Below are 19,243 nucleotides of genomic sequence, written 5' to 3'. Positions count from 1 at the left end.
TCGTAAAGGATTAACTATGTCAGATTTCATCTCTCCCGGACAAATCAACCCGCCAACCCGTCTGCTGATGGGGCCGGGACCCATCAATGCCGATCCGCGCGTACTGCGGGCGATGGCGAGTCAACTGGTCGGGCAATATGATCCGGTGATGACCGGCTACATGAACGAAGTGATGGCGCTGTACCGCGCCTTGTACAAAACCGACAATCAGTGGACGTTCCTGATCGACGGCACCTCGCGCGCCGGTATCGAAGCCGTGCTGCTTTCCGGTATCCGTCCGGGCGACAAAGTGCTGGTGCCGGTGTTTGGTCGTTTCGGTCATCTGCTGTGCGAAATTGCCCGTCGCTGTCGTGCGGAAGTTCATACCCTCGAAGTGCCGTGGGGCGAAGTGTTTGATCCGCAGCAAATCGAAGATGCGATTAAATCCGTTAAACCGCGCTGGTTGCTGACCGTGCAGGGCGATACCTCCACCACCATGTTGCAGCCGCTGGAGCAACTGGGTGAAATCTGCCACCGTCACGGCGTGCTGTTCTACTCTGATGCCACGGCGTCCTTTGGCGGTAACCCGCTGGAAACCGACGCATGGGGTTTAGACGCCGTATCTGCCGGTTTGCAAAAATGCCTCGGCGGTCCGTCAGGCAGCTCGCCAGTGACCATCAGCCCGCGCTTTGAAGAACAAATCCGCCGCCGTAAATGTGTCGAGCAAGGTATCCGTACCGCCGACCATGCTGACGGCGACGACGAGATGATCTACTCCAACTATTTCGATCTGGGGATGATCATGGATTACTGGGGGCCGGAGCGTCTTAACCACCATACCGAAGCCACCAGCATGCTGTTTGCGGCGCGTGAATGTGCGCGCATCATTCTGGAAGAAGGGCTGGATACCGGCATCGCCCGTCATAAATTACACGGCGGCGCATTGCTGGCAGGCATTCAGGGCATGGGGCTGGAAGTGTTCGGCGACCTGAATAACCGCATGAGCAACGTGCTCGGCGTAGTCATTCCACCGGGCATCCACGGCGAACAGGTTCGCCAGATGATGCTTAATGATTTCAGCATTGAAATCGGCACCTCATTTGGTCCGCTGGCCGGGAAAATCTGGCGTATCGGCACCATGGGTTACAACGCGCGTAAAGACTGCGTGTTGCAAACGCTGGTGGCGCTTGAAGCGGTGCTCAACCGTCTCGGCTTTGCGTCAAAATACGGCGCAGGGGCGCAGGGTGCCTGGGATCATTACGCGGGAGGTCAGTAATGGCTGAAGCTTTTACGCTGGCTGCGGTTTCAGAAAGCGCAAAGCTTGCCGCTGAACGGGTGATGGCGCGTTGCGACGCACTCGCCGCCATCAGCGAAACGCCGGGACAACTGACCCGCGTCTATCTCTCGCCGGAACATTTGCAGGCTAACCGACAGGTGGGCGAGTGGATGACTGCCGCCGGGATGCGTGTCTGGCAGGACAGCGTCGGCAATATCTGCGGGCGCTATGACGGGCTGGATGCGACAGCACCGGCCATTTTGCTGGGATCACATCTCGACAGCGTGCGTAATGCCGGGCGTTACGACGGCCCGCTGGGCGTGCTGACCGCGCTGGAGGTGGTGGCGCATTTGCATCAGAACGGCATTCGTTTGCCGATGGCGGTGGAAATTGTCGGGTTCTGCGATGAGGAAGGCACACGTTTTGGCATCACGCTGCTCGGCAGTCGTGGACTGACCGGTACCTGGCCCGCGGACTGGCTGGAACGTCAGGACGCGCAGGGGATTTCGGTCGCCCAGGCGATGCGTGATGTCGGGCTGGACCCGCTGAGAATCGGCGCATCACAGCGTGCGGTCAGCGACTTTTGCGCTTACCTGGAATTGCACATCGAGCAGGGGCCGTGCCTGCAAACGGCGGATGTGCCGCTCGGCGTGGTCACGGCGATTAACGGCGCGCGTCGCCTGAATTGTGAATTTACCGGTCATGCCGGTCATGCCGGCACCGTGCCGATGGGGCAGCGTCAGGACGCGCTGACTGCCGCCGCCGAATGGACGCTGGCCATTGAAAGTATCACCACCGCCACCGGCCGCAATCTGGTGGCGACAGTGGGCACGCTGGAATGCCTGCCGGGTGCGGTGAATGTCATTCCGGGACAGGTGAAATTGTCGCTGGATGTACGCGGACCGCGTGATGATGATTTATCGGCACTGCTGGAAACGCTGCTGGCGAAGGGCCGCGATATTGCTGCACGTCGCGGGCTGACGTTTGCCGCCGAACAGTTTTATGGCATCAGCGCGACTGAATGTAACGACGGTTTACAGCATCGTCTCAGCCAGAGTGTTTTGCATTTACAGGGGCAGGCGATGTCACTGCCAAGCGGCGCAGGGCACGACGCGATTGCTATCGCTGAATGCTGGCCGGTCGGCATGTTGTTTGTGCGCTGCAAGGACGGCATCAGCCATCATCCCGATGAATCGGTCACCACCGGCGATGTAGCTTACGCGGTGCAGGCGTATATCAATACGGTGCTGAGTTTTGCTGAGGGACATTTATGACCTTTGAAGAATTCAACGCATTATCCGAATTCGAAGCGGTAGCCCTGTTACGCCCGCTGGTGAATATCCCGTCGTGGGCGAAAACCGTCAGCGATGCGCGACCTTATGCTTCTGTGCAAGACGTATTGCACAGCGCCGGAGCGGCCTGCGAAAACTGGCAACCTGAAGATATTACTCAGGCGCTGTCGGCGCACCCGCGTATCGGTGAACGCGCCGCCGGTGCCAGTAAAGAAGCGCAGCTTTCCCGTGGCGAACAGGCGACGCTCAATATCAGCCAGCAGGCAGTGATTGATGCACTGCACGAGGGGAATCTGCGTTATGAGCAGCGTTTCGGGCGGGTGTTTCTGATCCGCGCTAAAGGGCGCAGTTCAGAGGAGATCCTTGATAATCTGCAACGGCGGCTACAGAATTCGCCGGAGGCTGAAGATCAGGAAACGGCGCAACAACTCAAAGAAATTACCCTGCTGCGTTTAAAGGAGATATTTCAATAATGACCCGCATCACTACCCATATTCTCGATACGTCTTTAGGGCAGCCCGCGGCGAATGTGCGCGTCTGGCTGGAATGTATTGAAGGGCAGAACGTCACGATCATCAGTGAAATCCAAACCGATGCCGATGGCCGCGCCGCAAAATTAACGCCGGAACCGGTCACCTCCGGGCATTACCGGTTGTGTGCGGATATCGGCGCGTATTTCACCGCCACCGGTCGTGAGACGCTGTATCACTCGGCGATCATTGATGTGGTGATCGACGGTGATCAGGATCATTACCATCTGCCGCTGCTGATCAGTCCGTATTCTTATTCAACGTATCGCGGCAGTTAGATCTTTCTTTCAGTCAGCCCATCAGCAGGTGCGGATGTTTAAGCCGCACGCTTTGGGTCAGCGCGGCGTGGCTGACATCGCGGTCACGGTTGCCCTGACGTACCTGTTGCAGGAACGCCATCAGCAGCGGATTTGGCCGCTCGCGGCGTGACATCAGCTCCGGCTGCCCCTGCACACCCATAAAGAACGGATGATTGTTCAGCTCAACAGCCTGCGCCTGTTCGCCACTTTCGTCATACCCTGAAACGATCAGCCCGGCGTTTTCCAGCTCAGCCAGCAAATGCGGATTCAGATAGCGGCGCTGGTTGTAGCGCAGCATAAATTCATCCCCCGTTTTATTGGCCAGCAGGCTGCCGTTGCGGGTAATGACCGGATGATTCCCCACACGCGGCTGCACGTGCTCGGCCAGCGGCAACGCGGTTTGCAGGCTGCCGAGCGTCGACGGCCCGTGCATCACCACGCGTTCCTGCCCGAGCACTTTCTGCCCCAGCGCAGTGATCATCTGATGCATACCCTGATTAATCCCTAATACCGGCGTCTGGTTTTCCAGAGCCCAGGTGGCGGTCGCCAGTTGTCCGGCCTGCGTGTCGCTGCGGGTGAGTGTCGCGCCCGGCAACATAATGCCGTCGACGTCGAAAAGCGTGCAGTCGAGCTGGCTGCCCAGTAACGTCGATGGCACATAGATCACATCAATGTTCATTGCCAGTGCATCGGCGGCGTCTCCCAGTGCAGCCAGCATCGCCGGATAACTGTCACGCTGCTCGGTAAAATCCCCGACCAGTGCCACGCGCAGGGTTTTTCCTGCCCGCATGACCGGTTGTGAAACCGGGCCTAATGCCCAGCGGCCAAAGGCATCACGCCCCCAGCCGTTGCTGCGAATTTTGCCGGTGATGCCGTCTTCCAGCTGGAATTTATCCTGATTACGCACCACGGTTAATGATTCAATTTCAATACCCTGTTCCGCGATTTGCACTGCCAGTTCTGCGGATAACGGTTCACGCAACGGTACGACGATATCTTCTTTAAGTGCCCGATAAATCAGGGATTCAACACCGGATTCTTCACCCGCACCGCGCCCGGTCAGGCGCTCAAGCCACAGCAGCCCGCTGGTCAGTGCATGCCCTTGCGCCGTCACGTGCTGGCGGGCATTCGGGTAACGTTGCGCATCATGGCTGACGGGAAAGTGACACAGCGGCAAAGCGCGTAGCTCAGCAAGTATCGCTGCCATCGCGCCGTACAACGCAGGTTCGGGCGTGGAGTGGGCAATAAAGGTGATAGTCATCAGTGATCCTCTGTCAGATGTTTTTGCGGGGGTATTGAATGCAAGAAGTGATCCACACCGGGATGTTTTTACATGCGCTGACAAAAAGACAGGGGCAGCTCGCAAAGCGGATTTTTCGTCACACTTCATTGCTATAAAACGGCGCGCTGTTCAGACCATAACGCGCTAAGGTAGCGCCAGTTGTTCTAACCCATCATTCATTAAGGAAGCATCATGTCAGCATCGCTTTATGGCAGTACGGCGGCACAATTTGTTCGTGGTTTACAAAATCTTTCAGCCTTGCTGGAAAAAGGCGCGGCATGGGCAAAGGAAAACGGAAAATCAGAAGAAGAAGTCCTGAATACCCGTCTGGCAGAAGATATGTATCCACTGGCGCGACAGGTGCAAATCACCAGTGATATGTCGAAAGGCGCAATTGCCCGTCTGGCCGGTATCGCCGCGCCTGCAATGGAAGACAGTGAAGTAACATTCGCCCAGTTGCAGGAGCGCATCGCCAAAACGCTGCGTTTTATCAAAAGTGTGGATGCACAACAGCTGGAAGGCGATGAATCCCGTGAGATCGTGGTGAAAGGCAGAAATCGTGAAATGAAATTTACTGCGCACAGCTATGTTACCGTGTTTGCCGTGCCGAACTTCTATTTCCACATCACCACCGCCTACAACATTCTGCGCCATCTGGGCGTGAACATCGGTAAAATGGACTTTATTGGTGGGAACTAAACAGACAGGCAGGAATTAAACATGCCCCGGCTGAAAAGTCCGGGGCATTTTTTTAGTCATGTAACAAATAGGTATCGGCATCGCGCCAGGCGGGGAAGGTTTCGCGGTAATCCTGTAACGCTTCCAGCGACAACTCTGCGTCGATAATCATCGCCGAACCCGGCTCAGCACGCGCCAGCTCTTCCCCCTGCGGATTAATAATCAGGCTGTCACCGCTGTAGTAGTGGCCGTTGTCATCGGTGCCGACGCGGTTGCATCCGGCGACATAAGCCTGATTTTCAATCGCCCGGGCGGCGAGCAGCGTCTGCCAGTGGCGGCTGCGCGGGGCAGGCCAGTTGGCGACGTAAAGCGCCAGGTCATAATCCTGCCGGTTGCGGGAATACACCGGAAAACGCAGGTCGTAACAGACTTGCGGCAGAATACGCCAGCCTCGCCATTCGACGATTTCACGACGTTTGCCCGCTACATAATAATTGTGTTCACCGGCCATGCGGAACAGGTGACGTTTATCGTAAAAATGCACCTTGCCCTGCGGTTCAACCAGCAGAAAACGGTTCACGGCGCCTTCCGTAGTGCTTAACGCCACACTGCCGCCAATCATTGCCCCGAGTTGTTTCGCCCACTGTTGCAGCCATTGCACGACACGCGATTCAGGCAGCGCACTGCCCGGTGCCTGCATGGCGAAACCGGTGGTAAACATTTCAGGAAGAACAATCAGGTCGCGGCCGGTCAGTGCACTGAGCAGGCCGTCGAAATGTGCGAGGTTCGCCTCGCCATCCAGCCACACCAGCGGCTGTTGCAATACGGACAGTTTTAAAGTTGACACAGGCGCTCCGAAGCAGCGTCCAGCGTGGCTTCCTGTTTGGCAAAGCACAGCCGGATCAGTTTATGTGGGAAAGGCGCGGCGCAGAAGACCGACATCGGAATGGCCGCTACGCCCACATGTTCAGTCAGCCAGTGGCAGAATGCAACATCGTCTAAACCGGACACCTCGCTGTAATCGACCAGCAGAAAATAGGTGCCCTGGCTCGGTAAAACTTTCAGACGGCTGTTCGCCAGCCCTTGCGCCAGACGGTCGCGTTTAGCCTGATAAAAGGCCGGTAATTCCTGCCAGTGTTCCGGCGCTTCACGCAGCATATCCGCCAGCGCCAGTTGAACCGGCGTGGTGACGGAGAAGGTCAGATACTGGTGCACCTTGCGCAGTTCGGCGCTGATAACCGCCGGTGCGATGCAATATCCCACGCGCCAGCCGGTCATGTGGTAAGTCTTGCCGAACGACGATACGGCAATGGCGCGCTGACGCAGCTGCGGATGTCGCAGCACGCTGGCGTGACCTTCCGGCGCAAAACAAATGTGCTCGTACACTTCATCGCTCAGCACGAAAATGTGTTTATCCGCAATGATCTGCCAAAGCTGCCCGACGTCGCTGTGGCTCCAGACGGTAGCCGACGGGTTATGCGGCGTGTTGATGATCACAAGCTTTGTGCGGTCGGTAATCTGATCGGCGAATTCCGCCCAGTTCACTTTGAATTCCGGTGGCTGCAACTGAATGCGTTTCATCACGCCGCCTGCCAGTTCTACCGCCGGGGCGTAACAGTCATAGCTCGGGTCGAAAGCAATCACTTCGTCGCCTTTCGACACCAGCGCGGTGATGGCGATATACAGCGATTCTGTCGCGCCCGCCGTGATGGTGATGTCGGTGTTGGCGTCCGGTGCATAGCCGTAAATCTGTTCAGTTTTGGTGGCAATCGCTTCACGTAGCTGCGCCGTGCCGGTCATCGGGGCGTACTGGTTCGCGCCCTGACTGACGTGATACGCCAGACGATCCCTCAGATATTGCGGGCCGTCGAAATCAGGAAACCCCTGCGACAGGTTAATGGCATTGTGTTTCTGCGCCAGCGCACTCATTTGGGTGAAAATCGTGGTGCCTAATGCAGGAAGTTTACTTTCGGGGATCAATGCTGCTGTGCTCATGGCGGGTCAATACTCCTGGACCGTTGACCTGACAGGCGTCAGGTGTGCAAATAGCGATGTTGCTCACAATATAACACGATGTTAATATTTGGCAATCGAGACGCTTAGATGGCTAAATGCCAATTCGATCTAAGCCGCAACACATTGAATATATCGCGGTAAATAGCGTCAATTTCATTCCGAACTCCGTCCCTCAACGCACAGCTTTTCAGGAATACGATGACAGAGAATTTGCAACTGGGCGCGCTGCTGGCAGCCTGTCACTGGATTGGTCAGAAGGGCTGGAGCCCGGCAACGGGCGGCAATATGTCCGTCCGCGAAGGCGATGCTCATTGCCTGATCACCGAATCGGGAAAAGACAAAGGATCACTCACCGCAGACGATTTCCTGCTGGTGGAACTGGAAAGCGGCCTTGCGCCCAGCGGACGTCGTCCTTCTGCGGAAACCGGCCTGCACACCATGCTGTATTCCCGCTATCCTGAAACAGGCGCGGTGCTGCATACCCATTCGGTCAATTCGACAGTGTTATCGCGGGTAGAACGCAGTGCTGCGCTGGTGCTGGAAGGCTATGAGATGCAGAAATCGCTCAGCGGCCAGACCTCGCACCTTGATCAGGTGGTGATCCCGATTTTCGACAACAGTCAGGATATTCCCGCGCTGGCGCAGAAGATCATCGCATCAGCGGAGCACACGCCGTTGCAGTATGGTTTTCTGCTGCGCGGTCATGGGCTGACCTGCTGGGGACGGGATGTGGCCGAAGCGCGCCGCCATCTGGAAGGGCTGGAATTTTTATTCCAGTGTGAACTGCAACGTCGCCTGCTGGAGGCTAAATGATCCGCGCCATTGTGACTGATATTGAAGGTACCACCACGGATATCCGTTTTGTGCATCAGGTGTTGTTCCCGTATGCCCGTCAGCGTCTTGCTGAATTCCTGCGCCATGAGCATGAACAGCCGGACGTTGCGGCGGCACTGGATGCCTTACGCGCAGAAATCGACCGGCCACAGGCCAGCGTCGAGGCGCTGATTGAACAACTCTTTACTTACATGGATAACGACGTGAAATCGACGTCGCTGAAAGTGTTGCAGGGCATCATCTGGCGTACCGGCTATGAAAACGGCGATTTTCGCGGGCATCTGTATGCTGACGTCGCACCGCAGCTGGAAGCGTGGAAAGCTGAAGGTCTGCAACTTTGCGTGTATTCCTCGGGGTCGGTGGACGCGCAAAAGCTGTTGTTTGGTTACAGCGATGCCGGTGATTTAACCTCACTGTTCAGCGGATATTTCGATACCCGCGTCGGTGCTAAGCGTGAAACGGAGTCATATCAGAACATCGCTGAGCAACTGATCCTGCCGCCGCAGGATTTACTGTTTTTATCAGACATCCGTCAGGAGCTGGATGCCGCGCGCTTAGCGGGCTGGCATACCTGTCAGCTGATCCGCGATGACGCGGACGAACTCAGCGATCACCTGCAAGTTAATCGTTTTGATCAGATAGCCTTAGAAACATTCTTATAAGAGGGTTGACCATGAGTGCATTAACGATTTTTAGTGACCAGGATCCTTCCGCACCGTTGTGGGAAAGCCGCGACGGGGACGCGATCGCTGCTGAGCTGAGCAAAATTGATGTGCGTTTCGAACGCTGGCAGGCTGACCGCGATTTAGGCGAGAACCCGCAGCCGCAGGACGTGATTGCCGCCTATCAGCATGAAATCGACAAACTGGTCGAAGAGAAGGGCTATCAGAGCTGGGATGTGATCAGCATGCGCCCGGACAACGAACAGCGTGAGGTGCTGCGCACCAAATTTCTCTCTGAACATACACATGGCGAAGACGAAGTGCGTTTCTTCGTCGAAGGTGCCGGGCTGTTTTGCCTGCATCTGAACGGCAAGATTTTTCAGATCCTGTGCGAGAAAAACGATCTGATTTCCGTACCGGCTAATACCCGCCACTGGTTTGACATGGGCGGATCCCCGTCGTTTACCGCGATCCGTGTATTCGATAATCCGGAAGGCTGGGTGGCGCATTTCACCGGCGATAAGATTGCGGATGCGTATCCGCGGATGGGGGAGTAAGCTTTGACTCCCTCCCCTTCGCAGGGGGAGGAGTAAAACCGAGTTGTTTGCCACAGTTTGCCGGGAGGAGAAAAGATTACTTCAACGCCTTCGCAAACACACCATCCCGTACCTGCTCCGGCGTCACCACCCCCACATCCAGCACCCATCCGCTGATCAACTCCGCCGGTGTGACATCAAACGCCGGGTTATAAACCTGCGCACCGAGCGGCGCCCATTGTACGGAACCAAAGCTGCCGGAAACGCCGGTCACTTCATTTGCCGCGCGCTGTTCGATAGGGATGGCGGCACCGTTCGGGCAGTGCGGGTCATGGGTGGTATGCGGCGCGGCAACATAGAACGGAATACCGTGATATTTCGCCAGCACCGCCAGGCTGTAAGTGCCGATTTTGTTGGCGACATCGCCATTTGCAGCAATGCGGTCAGCGCCGACCCAGATGGCATCAACGCGTTTTTGCGCCATCAGGCTGGCGGCCATCGAATCACAAATCAGCTGATAAGGAATACCCAGCTCGCCTAGTTCCCACGCGGTCAGGCGCCCCCCTTGCAACAACGGACGGGTTTCATCCACCCAAACCTGTTCTACATTGCCCTGTTCATGGGCACGGCGGATCACGCCGATGGCCGTGCCGACGCCCGCTGTTGCCAGGCCGCCGGTGTTGCAGTGGGTGAGCAGACGGCTGCCGGGCGTGACCAGTTTTGCGCCGTGAGTGGCAATGCTATCGCACAATGTCTGGTCTTCATCCACCAGCCGCAATGCTTCTTCCACCAGCGCTTTCACGTAATCAGCTTGTTGCAACGCGGCCTTCATACGGTCGAGATTGTTCATCAGATTCACTGCGGTCGGGCGCGAGGCGCGCAATGTCTCCAGAGCATGATGCAATTCATCCTGCGCCATTCCCTGTTCGGCCAGCAGCGCCAGCAACAGACTGGCGGACAAACCAATCAGCGGCGCACCGCGTACGCGCAGGGTGCGGATGTGATCCACCAGTTCGCTGACATCACGGCATTCGCGCCAGTCTGAACGTTGCGGCAGAGCTTGCTGGTCGAGGATCCACAGCTGGTTTTCACGAATACGTAAACTGGTGGTTGTGAGGCTTTGCATTGTTAGTTAAATCCTTGTTGCCCGGTTGCATCTGTTCACTTATTCTGCCAACATGCTTCACGGATGTATAGACGTCTAAACGCTTTAAAGGCTAAAAAAAGAATTCGAGAGGTCAGGATGTCACGCTACTACACATTTACCGCCAACGATGCCGTTGAATATGCCCGTCAGTTTGGTGGCGTGGCGGATCCGCAATCTCTGGTCACGGCCGATGAAATCGGTGACGGAAACCTGAACCTGGTGTTTAAGATCCGCGATACTGCGGGGAAAAGCCGGGTGATTGTAAAACAGGCGCTGCCGTACGTGCGGTGTGTGGGGGAATCCTGGCCGCTGACGTTAGATCGTGCGCGCATTGAAGCCGAAACCCTGATTATCCACGGCCAGTACTGTCCGCAGCACACGGTTAATGTGTTGCATCACGACGCTGAACTGGCGGTGATGGTGCAGGAAGATTTATCGGATCATCAGATCTGGCGCAGTGAACTGGTACTGGGGAAACATTACCCGCAGGCGGCAGCCCAGCTGGGAGAATATCTGGCGCAGACACTGTTTCATACTTCCGATTTCTACCAGAATGCGCAGGCCAAAAAAGCCGAAGTCTCGCGTTTTACCAACCCTGAATTGTGTCAGATCACCGAAGATCTGTTCTTCACCGATCCGTATGTTGACCATGAGCGCAATAATTTTGAGCCGGTATTGCAGCCGGCGGTGGATGCACTGCGTCAGGACAAACCGCTGCGTCTGGCTGTGGCCGCGCTCAAGCATCGTTTCCTGAGCAAGGCCGAAGCGCTGTTGCACGGTGATATTCACAGCGGATCGATTTTTGTTGCTGAAGGCAAACTGAAAGCCATTGACGCGGAGTTCGGTTATTACGGCCCGATGGGCTTTGATCCCGGTTCTGCTATCGGCAACCTGTTGCTGAACTATTGTGGTCTGCCGGGGCTGGTGGGTGTGCGCGAGGCGGCGGACGGCCGCGAGCAGCGCCTGAAAGATGTGCGTGAACTGTGGATGAGTTTCTCAGAGCGTTTCCTGCAACTGGCGCGGGATAAATCTCAGGATCCGACGCTGGCGGAAACCGGCTATGCCGGACTCTTTTTGCAGGAAGTCTGGCACGATGCCGTCGGTTACTGCGGCGCGGAGTTAATCCGTCGCACCATCGGCCTGGCACATGTTGCTGATCTCGATACCATTAAAGATGATGCGATGCGCGCCGACTGCCAGCGTCATGCGCTGAGCCTTGGGCAAAAACTGATCCTCACTGCACAACAAATCGGCGATGTGGAGTCACTTATTGCGCGGATACGTCAGTTCAGCTAATCCTGTAAGTTTCTTGTATAATGCCCGCCTTCGAGGTGCGTAGGGGTAAACCCGGTGGCATTTCCTCGGTTTACTTTTAACAGGAATACAGAATTATGATGCATAACCATGTCTTACGCAGCGTGCGCTACATGTTGGATTTAAGCGAAGGCCAGCTGATCGAGATCCTTAAAACCACCGGTACGCCCGTCAGCCCTGACGTGATGTCGCGTTATCTGAAAAAAGAAGACGAAGAAGGTTACATGGAAGTGCCTGACGAAGTGATGGCGAACTTCCTCAATGGCCTGATTACCTTCAAACGCGGTAAAGACGATCGCTTCCCGGCACCGGAAGTGGAAAAACGCCTGACCAATAACATCATGTTGAAAAAACTGCGTGTGGCGTTTGAGCTGAAAACCGAAGACATGATTTCTGTACTGACGGCGGCTGATTTCAAAGTGTCTGAAGGTGAACTGAGCGCATTCTTCCGCAAAGAAGGCCACAAAAATTACCGTCCGTGCGGCGATCAGGTGATGCGTTATTTCCTGAAAGGGCTGACGGCGAAAGTGCGTCCTAAAAAAAGCTGAATATAAAGTATTCATGAAATAAATATTTATATACTGAATACTTTAATAGTGAATAATAAGCGGGAGCCTTTTTTAAAAGGCTCCCGCTTTACGTTTATTTACTCTGTAATGACGAAATTTCGTTATTTTACTTCCCACATCACGTTTCTCTAGTTTATTTTTGACAGCATATTAATTCGGAAACTATCTTCATCCTTCGCCGTAATACCTCAGGGCACTATTTCAAAAAATAAAACACCGCTGTTAATTGACTGGCAGCGGGTAATTTTTATAGTGAAAAGGATATCTTATTATGACAAAAATTAAACTATTGGCCTTATTCGTCGGATTCGCCATTTCGGGTTCTGCGGTTGCCGCCACGTCTGGAAGCAGCCTTGAAGCACGTATGGCACAGCTTGAGCAGCGTCTTCAGCAGGCGGAAACACGGGCTGAAACTGCCGAAAAACAAATCCAGCAGTTGAAGCATCAGGATATTAAGCGCGAGCAGGAAATTGCCCGCGTGAAAGAAGCCAGTCCGGTAGAAGTTAAAAAGGATGGCATATCGGAAGACAAATTATTAACACTTAATGGATTCGATAATTTAAAACTGTACGGTGATGTGGAATTTAACGTTGACGGTGCCAGCCGCAGCGGGCAATTAACCTCCGTCAGAACCAGTGACAATAAAAACTGGAAACCGGGGAATAATGAGCGTTGGGATGTTAACGGACGGTTATTAATCGGTCTTGATGGTTATCGTCGAAATGATAATGGTCAGTTCTCCGGTTTCTCTGTGCAGCCAACGGCTGACCTGAACGGTTCAATGAATCTTGATGATGCCGCTTTCTTCTTCGGTGAAGAAAAAAACTGGATGGCAAAAATCGGCCGCTTCGAAGCTTATGATATGTTCCCGCTTAATCAGGACACCTTCGTTGAATACTCCGGGAATACCGCCAATGATCTGTACGCCGACGGCTACGGTTATGTCTACATGATGAAAGAAGGGCGCGGTCGCAGTGACAGCGGCGGCAACATCATGCTGAATAAGAATATCGGCAACTGGTATTTCGAGCTGAACACCCTGCTGGAAAACGGCACCTCACTGTTTGCTGAGCAAAACTACCACGGCAACCAACTTGAGAATGATAAAAACGTCGCGTACCTGCGTCCGGTCATTGCCTGGAAAGGGGATGCGTTCTCGGTGGCCGCCGCAATGGAAACCAACGTGGTGAACAATGCGTATGGCTACACCGGTGAAAATGGCGAATTCGTTGATCAGTCCAAACGTAATGGTTATGGCATGACCATGACCTGGGACGGGCAGAAAGCTGACCCTGAGAACGGCGTGGTGGCAAACCTGAGCACGGCCTATATGGATGCATCGGATGAAAAAGACTTCACCGTCGGTGCCAATGCCTTATGGAAACGCTTCGAGCTGGGCTACATCTATGCGCACAACAAAATCGAAGACTTCAGCATCAATGGCGTCCGCGCATCCGATTACGACGATGACTGGTTTGATGAACCGGGCAGCTACGACATTCATACCGTTCACGCCAGTTACCTGATCCCGAACGTGATGGATATGGAAAACTTCAACGTGTATCTGGGCGCTTATGTCTCCATGCTGGAAGCAGATAAAACCTACAGCGGCGATGATGACAGCGATGAGCGGTATGGGGCGCGGGTACGCTTTAAATACTACTTCTGATTACCCGTCATATTTCGCGTCACAGATGCGTTGGCTGCACTCCCAGGGTGAGTGAGCTTACCGCCTTTCTGCAACACGAACTATTTAGGGTAATATGTATGTATCTTCATAAATAATAAAAGCCTGAGTGCGTAAACACTCAGGTTTTTTTATGGATTAACAGTTAAATCAGGCAGCTTCGGTGTGGCGGGGTTTCGCCTCAGCCTTTTTTACGCTGTCTTTCTCCGCTGCCGGTTTTTGTGCGGCCAGCGCGTCGGGTTCAAACTCATCGACGTTGATTGAACGCAGACGGCTTTCTTCCGCACGGCTCAGGATACGCGCATCGTCGGCGCTCAGATGACCGGCATCCAGACCTTTTTGCGCCAGAATATCCAGACGGGTGAACGGCAATTTTTTGCCCATCGCTTCGCACAGACGTTTGTGAACCGGCTCAGCGGCCAGAATATCCTGCAAGGCTTCTTCCAGCAGACCAACCGGGTTGTGCTCGCCGGGTGTCAGATACTGACCACGACCGATGCGGCTGCGTGTCGCTGAAGGCACCTGCAGAATACGCGCCAGTTGGTGATCCAGACGATCAGACGGTGCGGAGTGCGAACGGCCCAACGGGAAAATCACCAGGCGCATCACGCCAGCCACAAAACGGTTCGGGAAGTTACGCAGCAAATCGTCGATAGCGACTTCGGCCTGATGCAGACAATCCTGCACGCCCCAGTGCACCAGCGGCAAATCCGCTTCGTGACAGCCTTCTTCGTCATAACGTTTCAGTGTCGCCGTCGCCAGATACATCTGGCTGAGGATATCACCGAGGCGGGCGGAAATGCGTTCGCGACGTTTCAGGCTGCCGCCGAGCACGCCCATCGACACATCAGCCAGCAATGCCAGGTTAGCGCTCAGACGGTTGATGTGCTGATAGTAACGGGCGGTTTTATCATTGACCGGCGTATCACTGGTGCGGCCGTTAGTCAGACCGAGCCAGAAACTGCGCATTTTGTTACTGCCGACGTGGCCGATATGCCCGAACAGCGCACGGTCAAAATCAACCAGATCGTTTTTCTCCGCCGCCGCCATTTCACGAAGAACATAAGGATGACAGCGGATCGCACCCTGACCAAAGATGATCATGCTGCGGGTGAGAATGTTGGCACCTTCCACGGTAATCGCAATCGGCGCACCCTGATAAGCGCGGGCCACGAAGTTGCTGCTGCCGAGCATAATGCCTTTACCGCCGGTGATATCCATCGCATCCATCACGGCGCGCTGGCCGCGGTGAGTACAGTGGTATTTGACGATAGCGGACAGCACCGCTGGTTTTTCACCCAGCATAATGCCGTTCGTGATAAGCGTTGCGGCGGCATCCATCACGTAAGCGTTACCGGCAATGCGCGCCAGCGGTTCTTCGATACCTTCCATTTTACCGATAGGCAGTTTGAACTGACGGCGGATATAGGCATAAGCCCCGGTCGCCAGCGCCAGAGATTTCAGGCTGCCGGTAGAGTTAGACGGCAGCGTGATGCCACGGCCAACAGACAGACATTCCACCAGCATACGCCAGCCCTGACCGGCCATTTTCGGGCCGCCAATGATGTAATCGATCGGTACAAAAATATCGCTGCCGCGCGTCGGACCGTTCTGGAATGGCACGTTCAGCGGGAAGTGGCGGTGACCAATTTCAACACCGGCGGTGTCTGTTGGGATCAGCGCACAGGTAATGCCCAGATCCGTTTCGTTGCCGAGCAGGTGATCGGGATCTTTCAGTTTAAACGCCAGGCCCAGCACGGTGGCGATAGGTGCCAGCGTGATGTAACGCTTGTTCCAGGTCAGGCGCATGCCAAGCACTTCCTTACCCTGCCACTGGCCTTTACACACGATACCAAAGTCCGGGATGGCACCGGCATCAGAACCCGCTTCCGGGCTGGTCAGGGCGAAACAGGGAATTTCCAGACCTTCGGCCAGACGCGGCAGATAGTGATCTTTCTGCTCCGTGGTGCCGTAATGTTGCAGTAATTCGCCTGGCCCGAGGGAGTTCGGCACACCGACGGTGATCGCCAGAATGCCTGACACACCGGCCAGTTTTTGCAGCACACGCGCCTGCGCATAAGCCGAGAATTCCAGACCGCCGTACTCTTTCTTAATGATCATCGCGAAGAAGCGGTGTTCTTTCAGATACGCCCACAGTTCCGGCGGCAAATCAGCCAGTTCATGGGTGATCTGGAAGTCATTCGCCATACGGCAGGCTTCTTCAACCGGCCCGTCAATAAAGCGCTGCTCTTCTTCGGTCAGTTGCTGTTCAGGATAATCCTGCAGTTTCTTCCAGTCTGGCTTGCCGCCAAACAAGTCACCTTCCCACCAGGTGGTGCCTGCTTCAATCGCTTCTTTTTCCGTGCGCGACATTGCGGGCATCACTTTACGGAAGGTGCGAAGCGCCGGGCCGGAGAACAATGAACGGCGCATGACAGGGATATTGAAGGGCAGGAGAATGATCGCCAGCGGCAATAACAGCCAAAGTGTCCACAGATTAATGGCACCCATAACCGCCGTAAACGCCAGTAAAATCAGGCTGCTCAGGGCGAGATTGACCTTGTGATAGAACAACGCACCAAGGATCACGATAAATGCAACAATGCTAAGAACCATCATAGTAAAGCTCCTGAGTAGTAGGAGGTCTGACCTGTTGTAGGGATATAATGGTTTTAGTTCATGCTCATTTCTTTATCAATGTGTTTACATACTAATTACAACGCAGCTCACAAACCGGCCGCACGAAGCGTCAAAAACAGAAACTATCGGAATCATTACCGCTTCATGGCTTCTCGCTGTTTCGGCTTTCCGTTAAACTGCACAGCGGAACGTTTTATTGCTATCGGCCGTGCTGAAACCGGCTGCAAATGGACATAAAAGAGGCTGCTATGTACCAGGATATTATCCGTACTGAACTGAACGAAGCTGCTGACACGCTGAATAAATTCATCAGCGATCCGGCAAATATTGAGTCTATTCAACGTGCAGCGGTGCTGCTGGCCGATTCATTCAAAGCGGGTGGGAAAGTGATTTCCTGTGGTAACGGGGGTTCACACTGCGATGCCATGCATTTCGCCGAAGAACTGACAGGCCGCTATCGTGAAAACCGTCCGGGCTATCCGGCAATTGCGATTTCTGACGTCAGCCACATCTCTTGCGTCGGCAACGATTTCGGTTACGAATACATCTTTTCCCGTTATCTGGAAGCCGTAGGCCAGAAGGGCGACGTTCTGCTGGGCATTTCCACTTCCGGTAATTCCGGTAACGTGATCAAAGCCATCGAAGCCGCACGTGCTAAAGGCATGAAAGTTATCACCCTGACCGGTAAAGATGGCGGGAAAATGGACGGTTCAGCCGATGTGGAAATCCGCGTTCCGCACTTTGGTTTCGCTGACCGCGTGCAGGAAATCCACATCAAAGTCATTCATATTTTGATTCTTCTGATCGAAAAAGAGATGGCAAAGGCATAAGCCTTTTGCCGTAAAGGAGGCTGGTGATGTGCGAATTGCTCGGGATGAGCGCTAACGTTCCTACTGATATTTGTTTCAGTTTCAGTGGATTAGTGCAGCGTGGTGGCGGGACCGGCCCGCATAAAGACGGCTGGGGCATCACCTTTTATGAAGGGAATGGCTGTCGTACTTTTAAAGATCCGACGCCAAGCTTTAATTCGCCCATTGCCCGCCTTGTTCAGGAATATCCGATCAAATCCTGCGCGGTGATTTCTCATATCCGTCAGGCAAACCGTGGTGAAGTCGCGCTGGAAAATACTCATCCGTTTACCCGCGAACTGTGGGGACGCAACTGGACTTATGCGCACAACGGTCAGCTTCGTGGTTATCGTCAGCTCGATACCGGTACGCTGCGTCCGGTGGGCCAGACCGACAGCGAATACGCCTTCTGCTGGTTACTGCACAAACTCACCCAACGCTATCCGCGCCGCCCTGCAAGCTGGCCGCCGGTGTTTCGCTATATTGCGTCGCTGGCTGATGAATTACGGCAGAAAGGGGTGTTTAACATGTTGCTGTCGGATGGCAATTTCGTGATGGCGTATTGCTCGACGAATTTGCACTGGATCACGCGGCGTGCGCCTTTCGGCAAGGCAACGTTGTTGGATCAGGATGTGGAAATTGATTTTCAGCAGCAGACGACACCGGATGATGTCGTCACCGTGATTGCCACGCAACCGCTGACGGCGAACGAAACCTGGAACAAAATTGCTCCAGGTGAATTCGCATTATTTCATCGGGGCGAACGCCAGCTGTGAAGGCAGCGGGGTATTGGACAACGGTTGTAGCACTTCATATCTACCGTCAGTGACCACGACATTTGGTGGCTGATGGTGTTTCTCAAAGTACGCATATCCCGGCTGTAACTGGTTCCAGAAACTGTAATAGCTGGAGTTTTTATGCGCCTTCATGTTGGCATCGGTCATCCTGAACGGGTAAATGCTAATCTTTAAATTGCGTTGCCCGAACTGGAATGCCGCCTGTACGTAGGTGAATATTTCGTCCATGTAGCCGTCGGTCATGGCGTAGCACCCAATAGACTTACAGTTACCGTGGATCATCAGATACTTACCTGAATAACCCTGCGAGATATCATAAGCATTGGGGAAACCGATGTTGATGGCGCGATAAAAGCGGCTGTCGGGTTTCAGGTGGTGAATATCCACGTTGTAGAAACCTTCCGGGCTTTTGAAATCGCCTTCGCGACGTTTATTTCCCAAACCGCCGGAAAAATCGCAGATGCCATAACTGCCGATCAGACGAAATTCGCCGTCGAGCTGAGCATACAATTCGAGTTTACGTTCCTGTTTGAAGATCTGGATATAAACAGGTGCACCCAATAATTGTTTTTTTAGTGCCGCGTTGACCGGGACAGCATCGCTGGCCACGGCGTAATTTGCTGTAAATAAAGGCAAACTGAGGAGCATCGCAAGAAACAGCGCGATTCTGATCATTCTAAGTCCTGCTCGGTAATAATTTTGATTATTTTGTCTACAGCTCAACTGCCTGTAAGACCGCCACTGATTTTCTTCTTATGTACTGTCTGTCGGAAACGCTGTCATATTAATACTGATTAAATTTTTAGCAATCACCAAATAATGAATAATGACTTTAGGAATAGGAAAATTATTACGTT

The 19,243-nt window shown here is 54.2% G+C and carries 19 protein-coding genes; 13 read left to right on the top strand and 6 right to left on the bottom strand.

From position 1 onward, the window contains the following. Positions 1-16 precede the first annotated feature (16 nt). Genes UC14_RS03315 through uraH form a run of 4 tightly spaced genes read left to right on the top strand, consistent with a single transcriptional unit; the run spans position 17 to position 3,355 of the window. A complete protein-coding gene (locus UC14_RS03315; RefSeq protein ID WP_013574267.1) occupies positions 17-1,255 on the top strand; it encodes an alanine--glyoxylate aminotransferase family protein in 1,239 nt (412 codons plus the stop codon). After that, positions 1,255-2,529, top strand: a complete 1,275-nt coding sequence (hpxK, locus tag UC14_RS03310; protein ID WP_112197224.1) for an allantoate amidohydrolase — start codon at positions 1,255-1,257, stop codon at positions 2,527-2,529. The genes UC14_RS03315 and hpxK overlap by 1 nt, the downstream gene beginning before the upstream one ends. Further along, positions 2,526-3,020 (top strand): 2-oxo-4-hydroxy-4-carboxy-5-ureidoimidazoline decarboxylase, encoded by a 495-nt coding sequence (uraD, locus tag UC14_RS03305; protein ID WP_112197223.1) that lies wholly within the window; start codon positions 2,526-2,528, stop codon positions 3,018-3,020. Before hpxK ends, uraD begins: the two co-directional genes overlap by 4 nt. Further along, positions 3,020-3,355 carry a hydroxyisourate hydrolase gene (gene uraH, locus UC14_RS03300; protein WP_112197222.1) on the top strand — a complete coding sequence of 112 codons (336 nt, stop codon included), beginning with the start codon at positions 3,020-3,022 and terminating at the stop codon, positions 3,353-3,355. The genes uraD and uraH overlap by 1 nt, the downstream gene beginning before the upstream one ends. Before the next feature lie 13 nt (positions 3,356-3,368). On the opposite strand, the gene UC14_RS03295 is transcribed toward uraH, so the two are convergent. Beyond that, on the bottom strand, positions 3,369-4,637 hold the full coding sequence (locus UC14_RS03295) for a glutamine amidotransferase (protein ID WP_112197221.1): 1,269 nt from the start codon (positions 4,635-4,637) through the stop codon (positions 3,369-3,371). 213 nt (positions 4,638-4,850) lie between these two features. On the opposite strand from UC14_RS03295, the gene UC14_RS03290 reads away from it, so the two are divergent. Continuing rightward, positions 4,851-5,357 carry a DUF1993 family protein gene (locus UC14_RS03290; RefSeq protein WP_112197220.1) on the top strand — a complete coding sequence of 169 codons (507 nt, stop codon included), beginning with the start codon at positions 4,851-4,853 and terminating at the stop codon, positions 5,355-5,357. Positions 5,358-5,409: 52 nt separating this feature from the next. Here UC14_RS03290 and UC14_RS03285 read toward each other — a convergent pair whose 3' ends face one another. Then, positions 5,410-6,183, bottom strand: a complete 774-nt coding sequence (locus tag UC14_RS03285) for an amidohydrolase (RefSeq protein ID WP_112151324.1) — start codon at positions 6,181-6,183, stop codon at positions 5,410-5,412. Beyond that, the gene (locus UC14_RS03280; protein ID WP_013574274.1) at positions 6,171-7,331 is read right to left on the bottom strand and encodes a pyridoxal phosphate-dependent aminotransferase; all 1,161 of its coding nucleotides are present in this window, start codon (positions 7,329-7,331) and stop codon (positions 6,171-6,173) included. Before UC14_RS03280 ends, UC14_RS03285 begins: the two co-directional genes overlap by 13 nt. 219 nt (positions 7,332-7,550) lie before the next feature. Here UC14_RS03280 and UC14_RS03275 point away from each other — a divergent pair, with 219 nt between their 5' ends. The 3 genes from UC14_RS03275 to UC14_RS03265 are packed head-to-tail and all read left to right on the top strand — an operon-like array spanning position 7,551 to position 9,405. Further along, positions 7,551-8,165 carry a methylthioribulose 1-phosphate dehydratase gene (locus tag UC14_RS03275; protein WP_112197219.1) on the top strand — a complete coding sequence of 205 codons (615 nt, stop codon included), beginning with the start codon at positions 7,551-7,553 and terminating at the stop codon, positions 8,163-8,165. After that, a complete protein-coding gene (gene mtnC, locus UC14_RS03270; protein ID WP_013574276.1) occupies positions 8,162-8,848 on the top strand; it encodes an acireductone synthase in 687 nt (228 codons plus the stop codon). The genes UC14_RS03275 and mtnC overlap by 4 nt, the downstream gene beginning before the upstream one ends. 11 nt (positions 8,849-8,859) lie before the next feature. Continuing rightward, the gene (locus UC14_RS03265) at positions 8,860-9,405 is read left to right on the top strand and encodes an acireductone dioxygenase (RefSeq protein WP_013574277.1); all 546 of its coding nucleotides are present in this window, start codon (positions 8,860-8,862) and stop codon (positions 9,403-9,405) included. Positions 9,406-9,481: 76 nt separating this feature from the next. Here UC14_RS03265 and mtnA read toward each other — a convergent pair whose 3' ends face one another. After that, on the bottom strand, positions 9,482-10,510 hold the full coding sequence (gene mtnA, locus UC14_RS03260; RefSeq protein ID WP_037036522.1) for an S-methyl-5-thioribose-1-phosphate isomerase: 1,029 nt from the start codon (positions 10,508-10,510) through the stop codon (positions 9,482-9,484). A 117-nt stretch (positions 10,511-10,627) separates the two neighbouring features. Here mtnA and mtnK point away from each other — a divergent pair, with 117 nt between their 5' ends. The 3 genes from mtnK to UC14_RS03245 all read left to right on the top strand — a co-directional run bounded on the left by mtnK (position 10,628) and on the right by UC14_RS03245 (position 14,083). After that, on the top strand, positions 10,628-11,827 hold the full coding sequence (gene mtnK / locus UC14_RS03255; protein WP_013574279.1) for an S-methyl-5-thioribose kinase: 1,200 nt from the start codon (positions 10,628-10,630) through the stop codon (positions 11,825-11,827). A gap of 95 nt (positions 11,828-11,922) precedes the next feature. After that, positions 11,923-12,393, top strand: a complete 471-nt coding sequence (locus UC14_RS03250; RefSeq protein WP_013574280.1) for a DUF1456 family protein — start codon at positions 11,923-11,925, stop codon at positions 12,391-12,393. A gap of 292 nt (positions 12,394-12,685) precedes the next feature. Then, positions 12,686-14,083, top strand: coding sequence for a carbohydrate porin (locus UC14_RS03245; RefSeq protein WP_015689451.1), 1,398 nt, complete (start codon positions 12,686-12,688; stop codon positions 14,081-14,083). A gap of 168 nt (positions 14,084-14,251) precedes the next feature. Here the strand turns inward: UC14_RS03245 and fadE are convergent, their stop codons facing one another. Next, positions 14,252-16,720, bottom strand: coding sequence for an acyl-CoA dehydrogenase FadE (fadE, locus tag UC14_RS03240; RefSeq protein WP_013574282.1), 2,469 nt, complete (start codon positions 16,718-16,720; stop codon positions 14,252-14,254). Between the two features lie 269 nt (positions 16,721-16,989). Between fadE and lpcA the strand changes: the two genes are divergently transcribed. Both lpcA and UC14_RS03230 read left to right on the top strand, forming a co-directional pair. Next, entirely contained in the window at positions 16,990-17,571 is a 582-nt protein-coding gene (gene lpcA / locus UC14_RS03235) for a D-sedoheptulose 7-phosphate isomerase (protein ID WP_013574283.1), read from the top strand. 26 nt (positions 17,572-17,597) lie between these two features. Further along, on the top strand, positions 17,598-18,365 hold the full coding sequence (locus UC14_RS03230) for a class II glutamine amidotransferase (RefSeq protein WP_015696178.1): 768 nt from the start codon (positions 17,598-17,600) through the stop codon (positions 18,363-18,365). On the opposite strand, the gene dpaA is transcribed toward UC14_RS03230, so the two are convergent. After that, positions 18,336-19,061 (bottom strand): peptidoglycan meso-diaminopimelic acid protein amidase, encoded by a 726-nt coding sequence (gene dpaA, locus UC14_RS03225; RefSeq protein ID WP_013574285.1) that lies wholly within the window; start codon positions 19,059-19,061, stop codon positions 18,336-18,338. The two genes, UC14_RS03230 and dpaA, sit on opposite strands and share 30 nt — an antisense overlap. Between the last annotated feature and the right edge of the window lie 182 nt (positions 19,062-19,243).

The sequence above is a fragment of the Rahnella sp. NRRL B-41462 genome (assembly GCF_003263525.1).
Lineage (GTDB): Bacteria > Pseudomonadota > Gammaproteobacteria > Enterobacterales > Enterobacteriaceae > Rahnella > Rahnella aceris.
Note: the sequence above shows the minus strand (reverse complement) of the source record. Positions and strands in the feature narration are given on the sequence as shown.

Coding starts and splice junctions, on each gene's coding strand:
- UC14_RS03280 (WP_013574274.1), bottom strand. CDS start 7,331: ATGAGCACAGCAGCATTGATCCCCGAAAGTAAACTTCCTGCATTAGGC.
- UC14_RS03275 (WP_112197219.1), top strand. CDS start 7,551: ATGACAGAGAATTTGCAACTGGGCGCGCTGCTGGCAGCCTGTCACTGG.
- hpxK (WP_112197224.1), top strand. CDS start 1,255: ATGGCTGAAGCTTTTACGCTGGCTGCGGTTTCAGAAAGCGCAAAGCTT.
- UC14_RS03315 (WP_013574267.1), top strand. CDS start 17: ATGTCAGATTTCATCTCTCCCGGACAAATCAACCCGCCAACCCGTCTG.
- UC14_RS03265 (WP_013574277.1), top strand. CDS start 8,860: ATGAGTGCATTAACGATTTTTAGTGACCAGGATCCTTCCGCACCGTTG.
- mtnA (WP_037036522.1), bottom strand. CDS start 10,510: ATGCAAAGCCTCACAACCACCAGTTTACGTATTCGTGAAAACCAGCTG.
- UC14_RS03245 (WP_015689451.1), top strand. CDS start 12,686: ATGACAAAAATTAAACTATTGGCCTTATTCGTCGGATTCGCCATTTCG.
- UC14_RS03295 (WP_112197221.1), bottom strand. CDS start 4,637: ATGACTATCACCTTTATTGCCCACTCCACGCCCGAACCTGCGTTGTAC.
- uraD (WP_112197223.1), top strand. CDS start 2,526: ATGACCTTTGAAGAATTCAACGCATTATCCGAATTCGAAGCGGTAGCC.
- mtnK (WP_013574279.1), top strand. CDS start 10,628: ATGTCACGCTACTACACATTTACCGCCAACGATGCCGTTGAATATGCC.
- UC14_RS03230 (WP_015696178.1), top strand. CDS start 17,598: ATGTGCGAATTGCTCGGGATGAGCGCTAACGTTCCTACTGATATTTGT.
- uraH (WP_112197222.1), top strand. CDS start 3,020: ATGACCCGCATCACTACCCATATTCTCGATACGTCTTTAGGGCAGCCC.
- mtnC (WP_013574276.1), top strand. CDS start 8,162: ATGATCCGCGCCATTGTGACTGATATTGAAGGTACCACCACGGATATC.
- lpcA (WP_013574283.1), top strand. CDS start 16,990: ATGTACCAGGATATTATCCGTACTGAACTGAACGAAGCTGCTGACACG.
- UC14_RS03290 (WP_112197220.1), top strand. CDS start 4,851: ATGTCAGCATCGCTTTATGGCAGTACGGCGGCACAATTTGTTCGTGGT.
- dpaA (WP_013574285.1), bottom strand. CDS start 19,061: ATGATCAGAATCGCGCTGTTTCTTGCGATGCTCCTCAGTTTGCCTTTA.
- UC14_RS03250 (WP_013574280.1), top strand. CDS start 11,923: ATGATGCATAACCATGTCTTACGCAGCGTGCGCTACATGTTGGATTTA.
- fadE (WP_013574282.1), bottom strand. CDS start 16,720: ATGATGGTTCTTAGCATTGTTGCATTTATCGTGATCCTTGGTGCGTTG.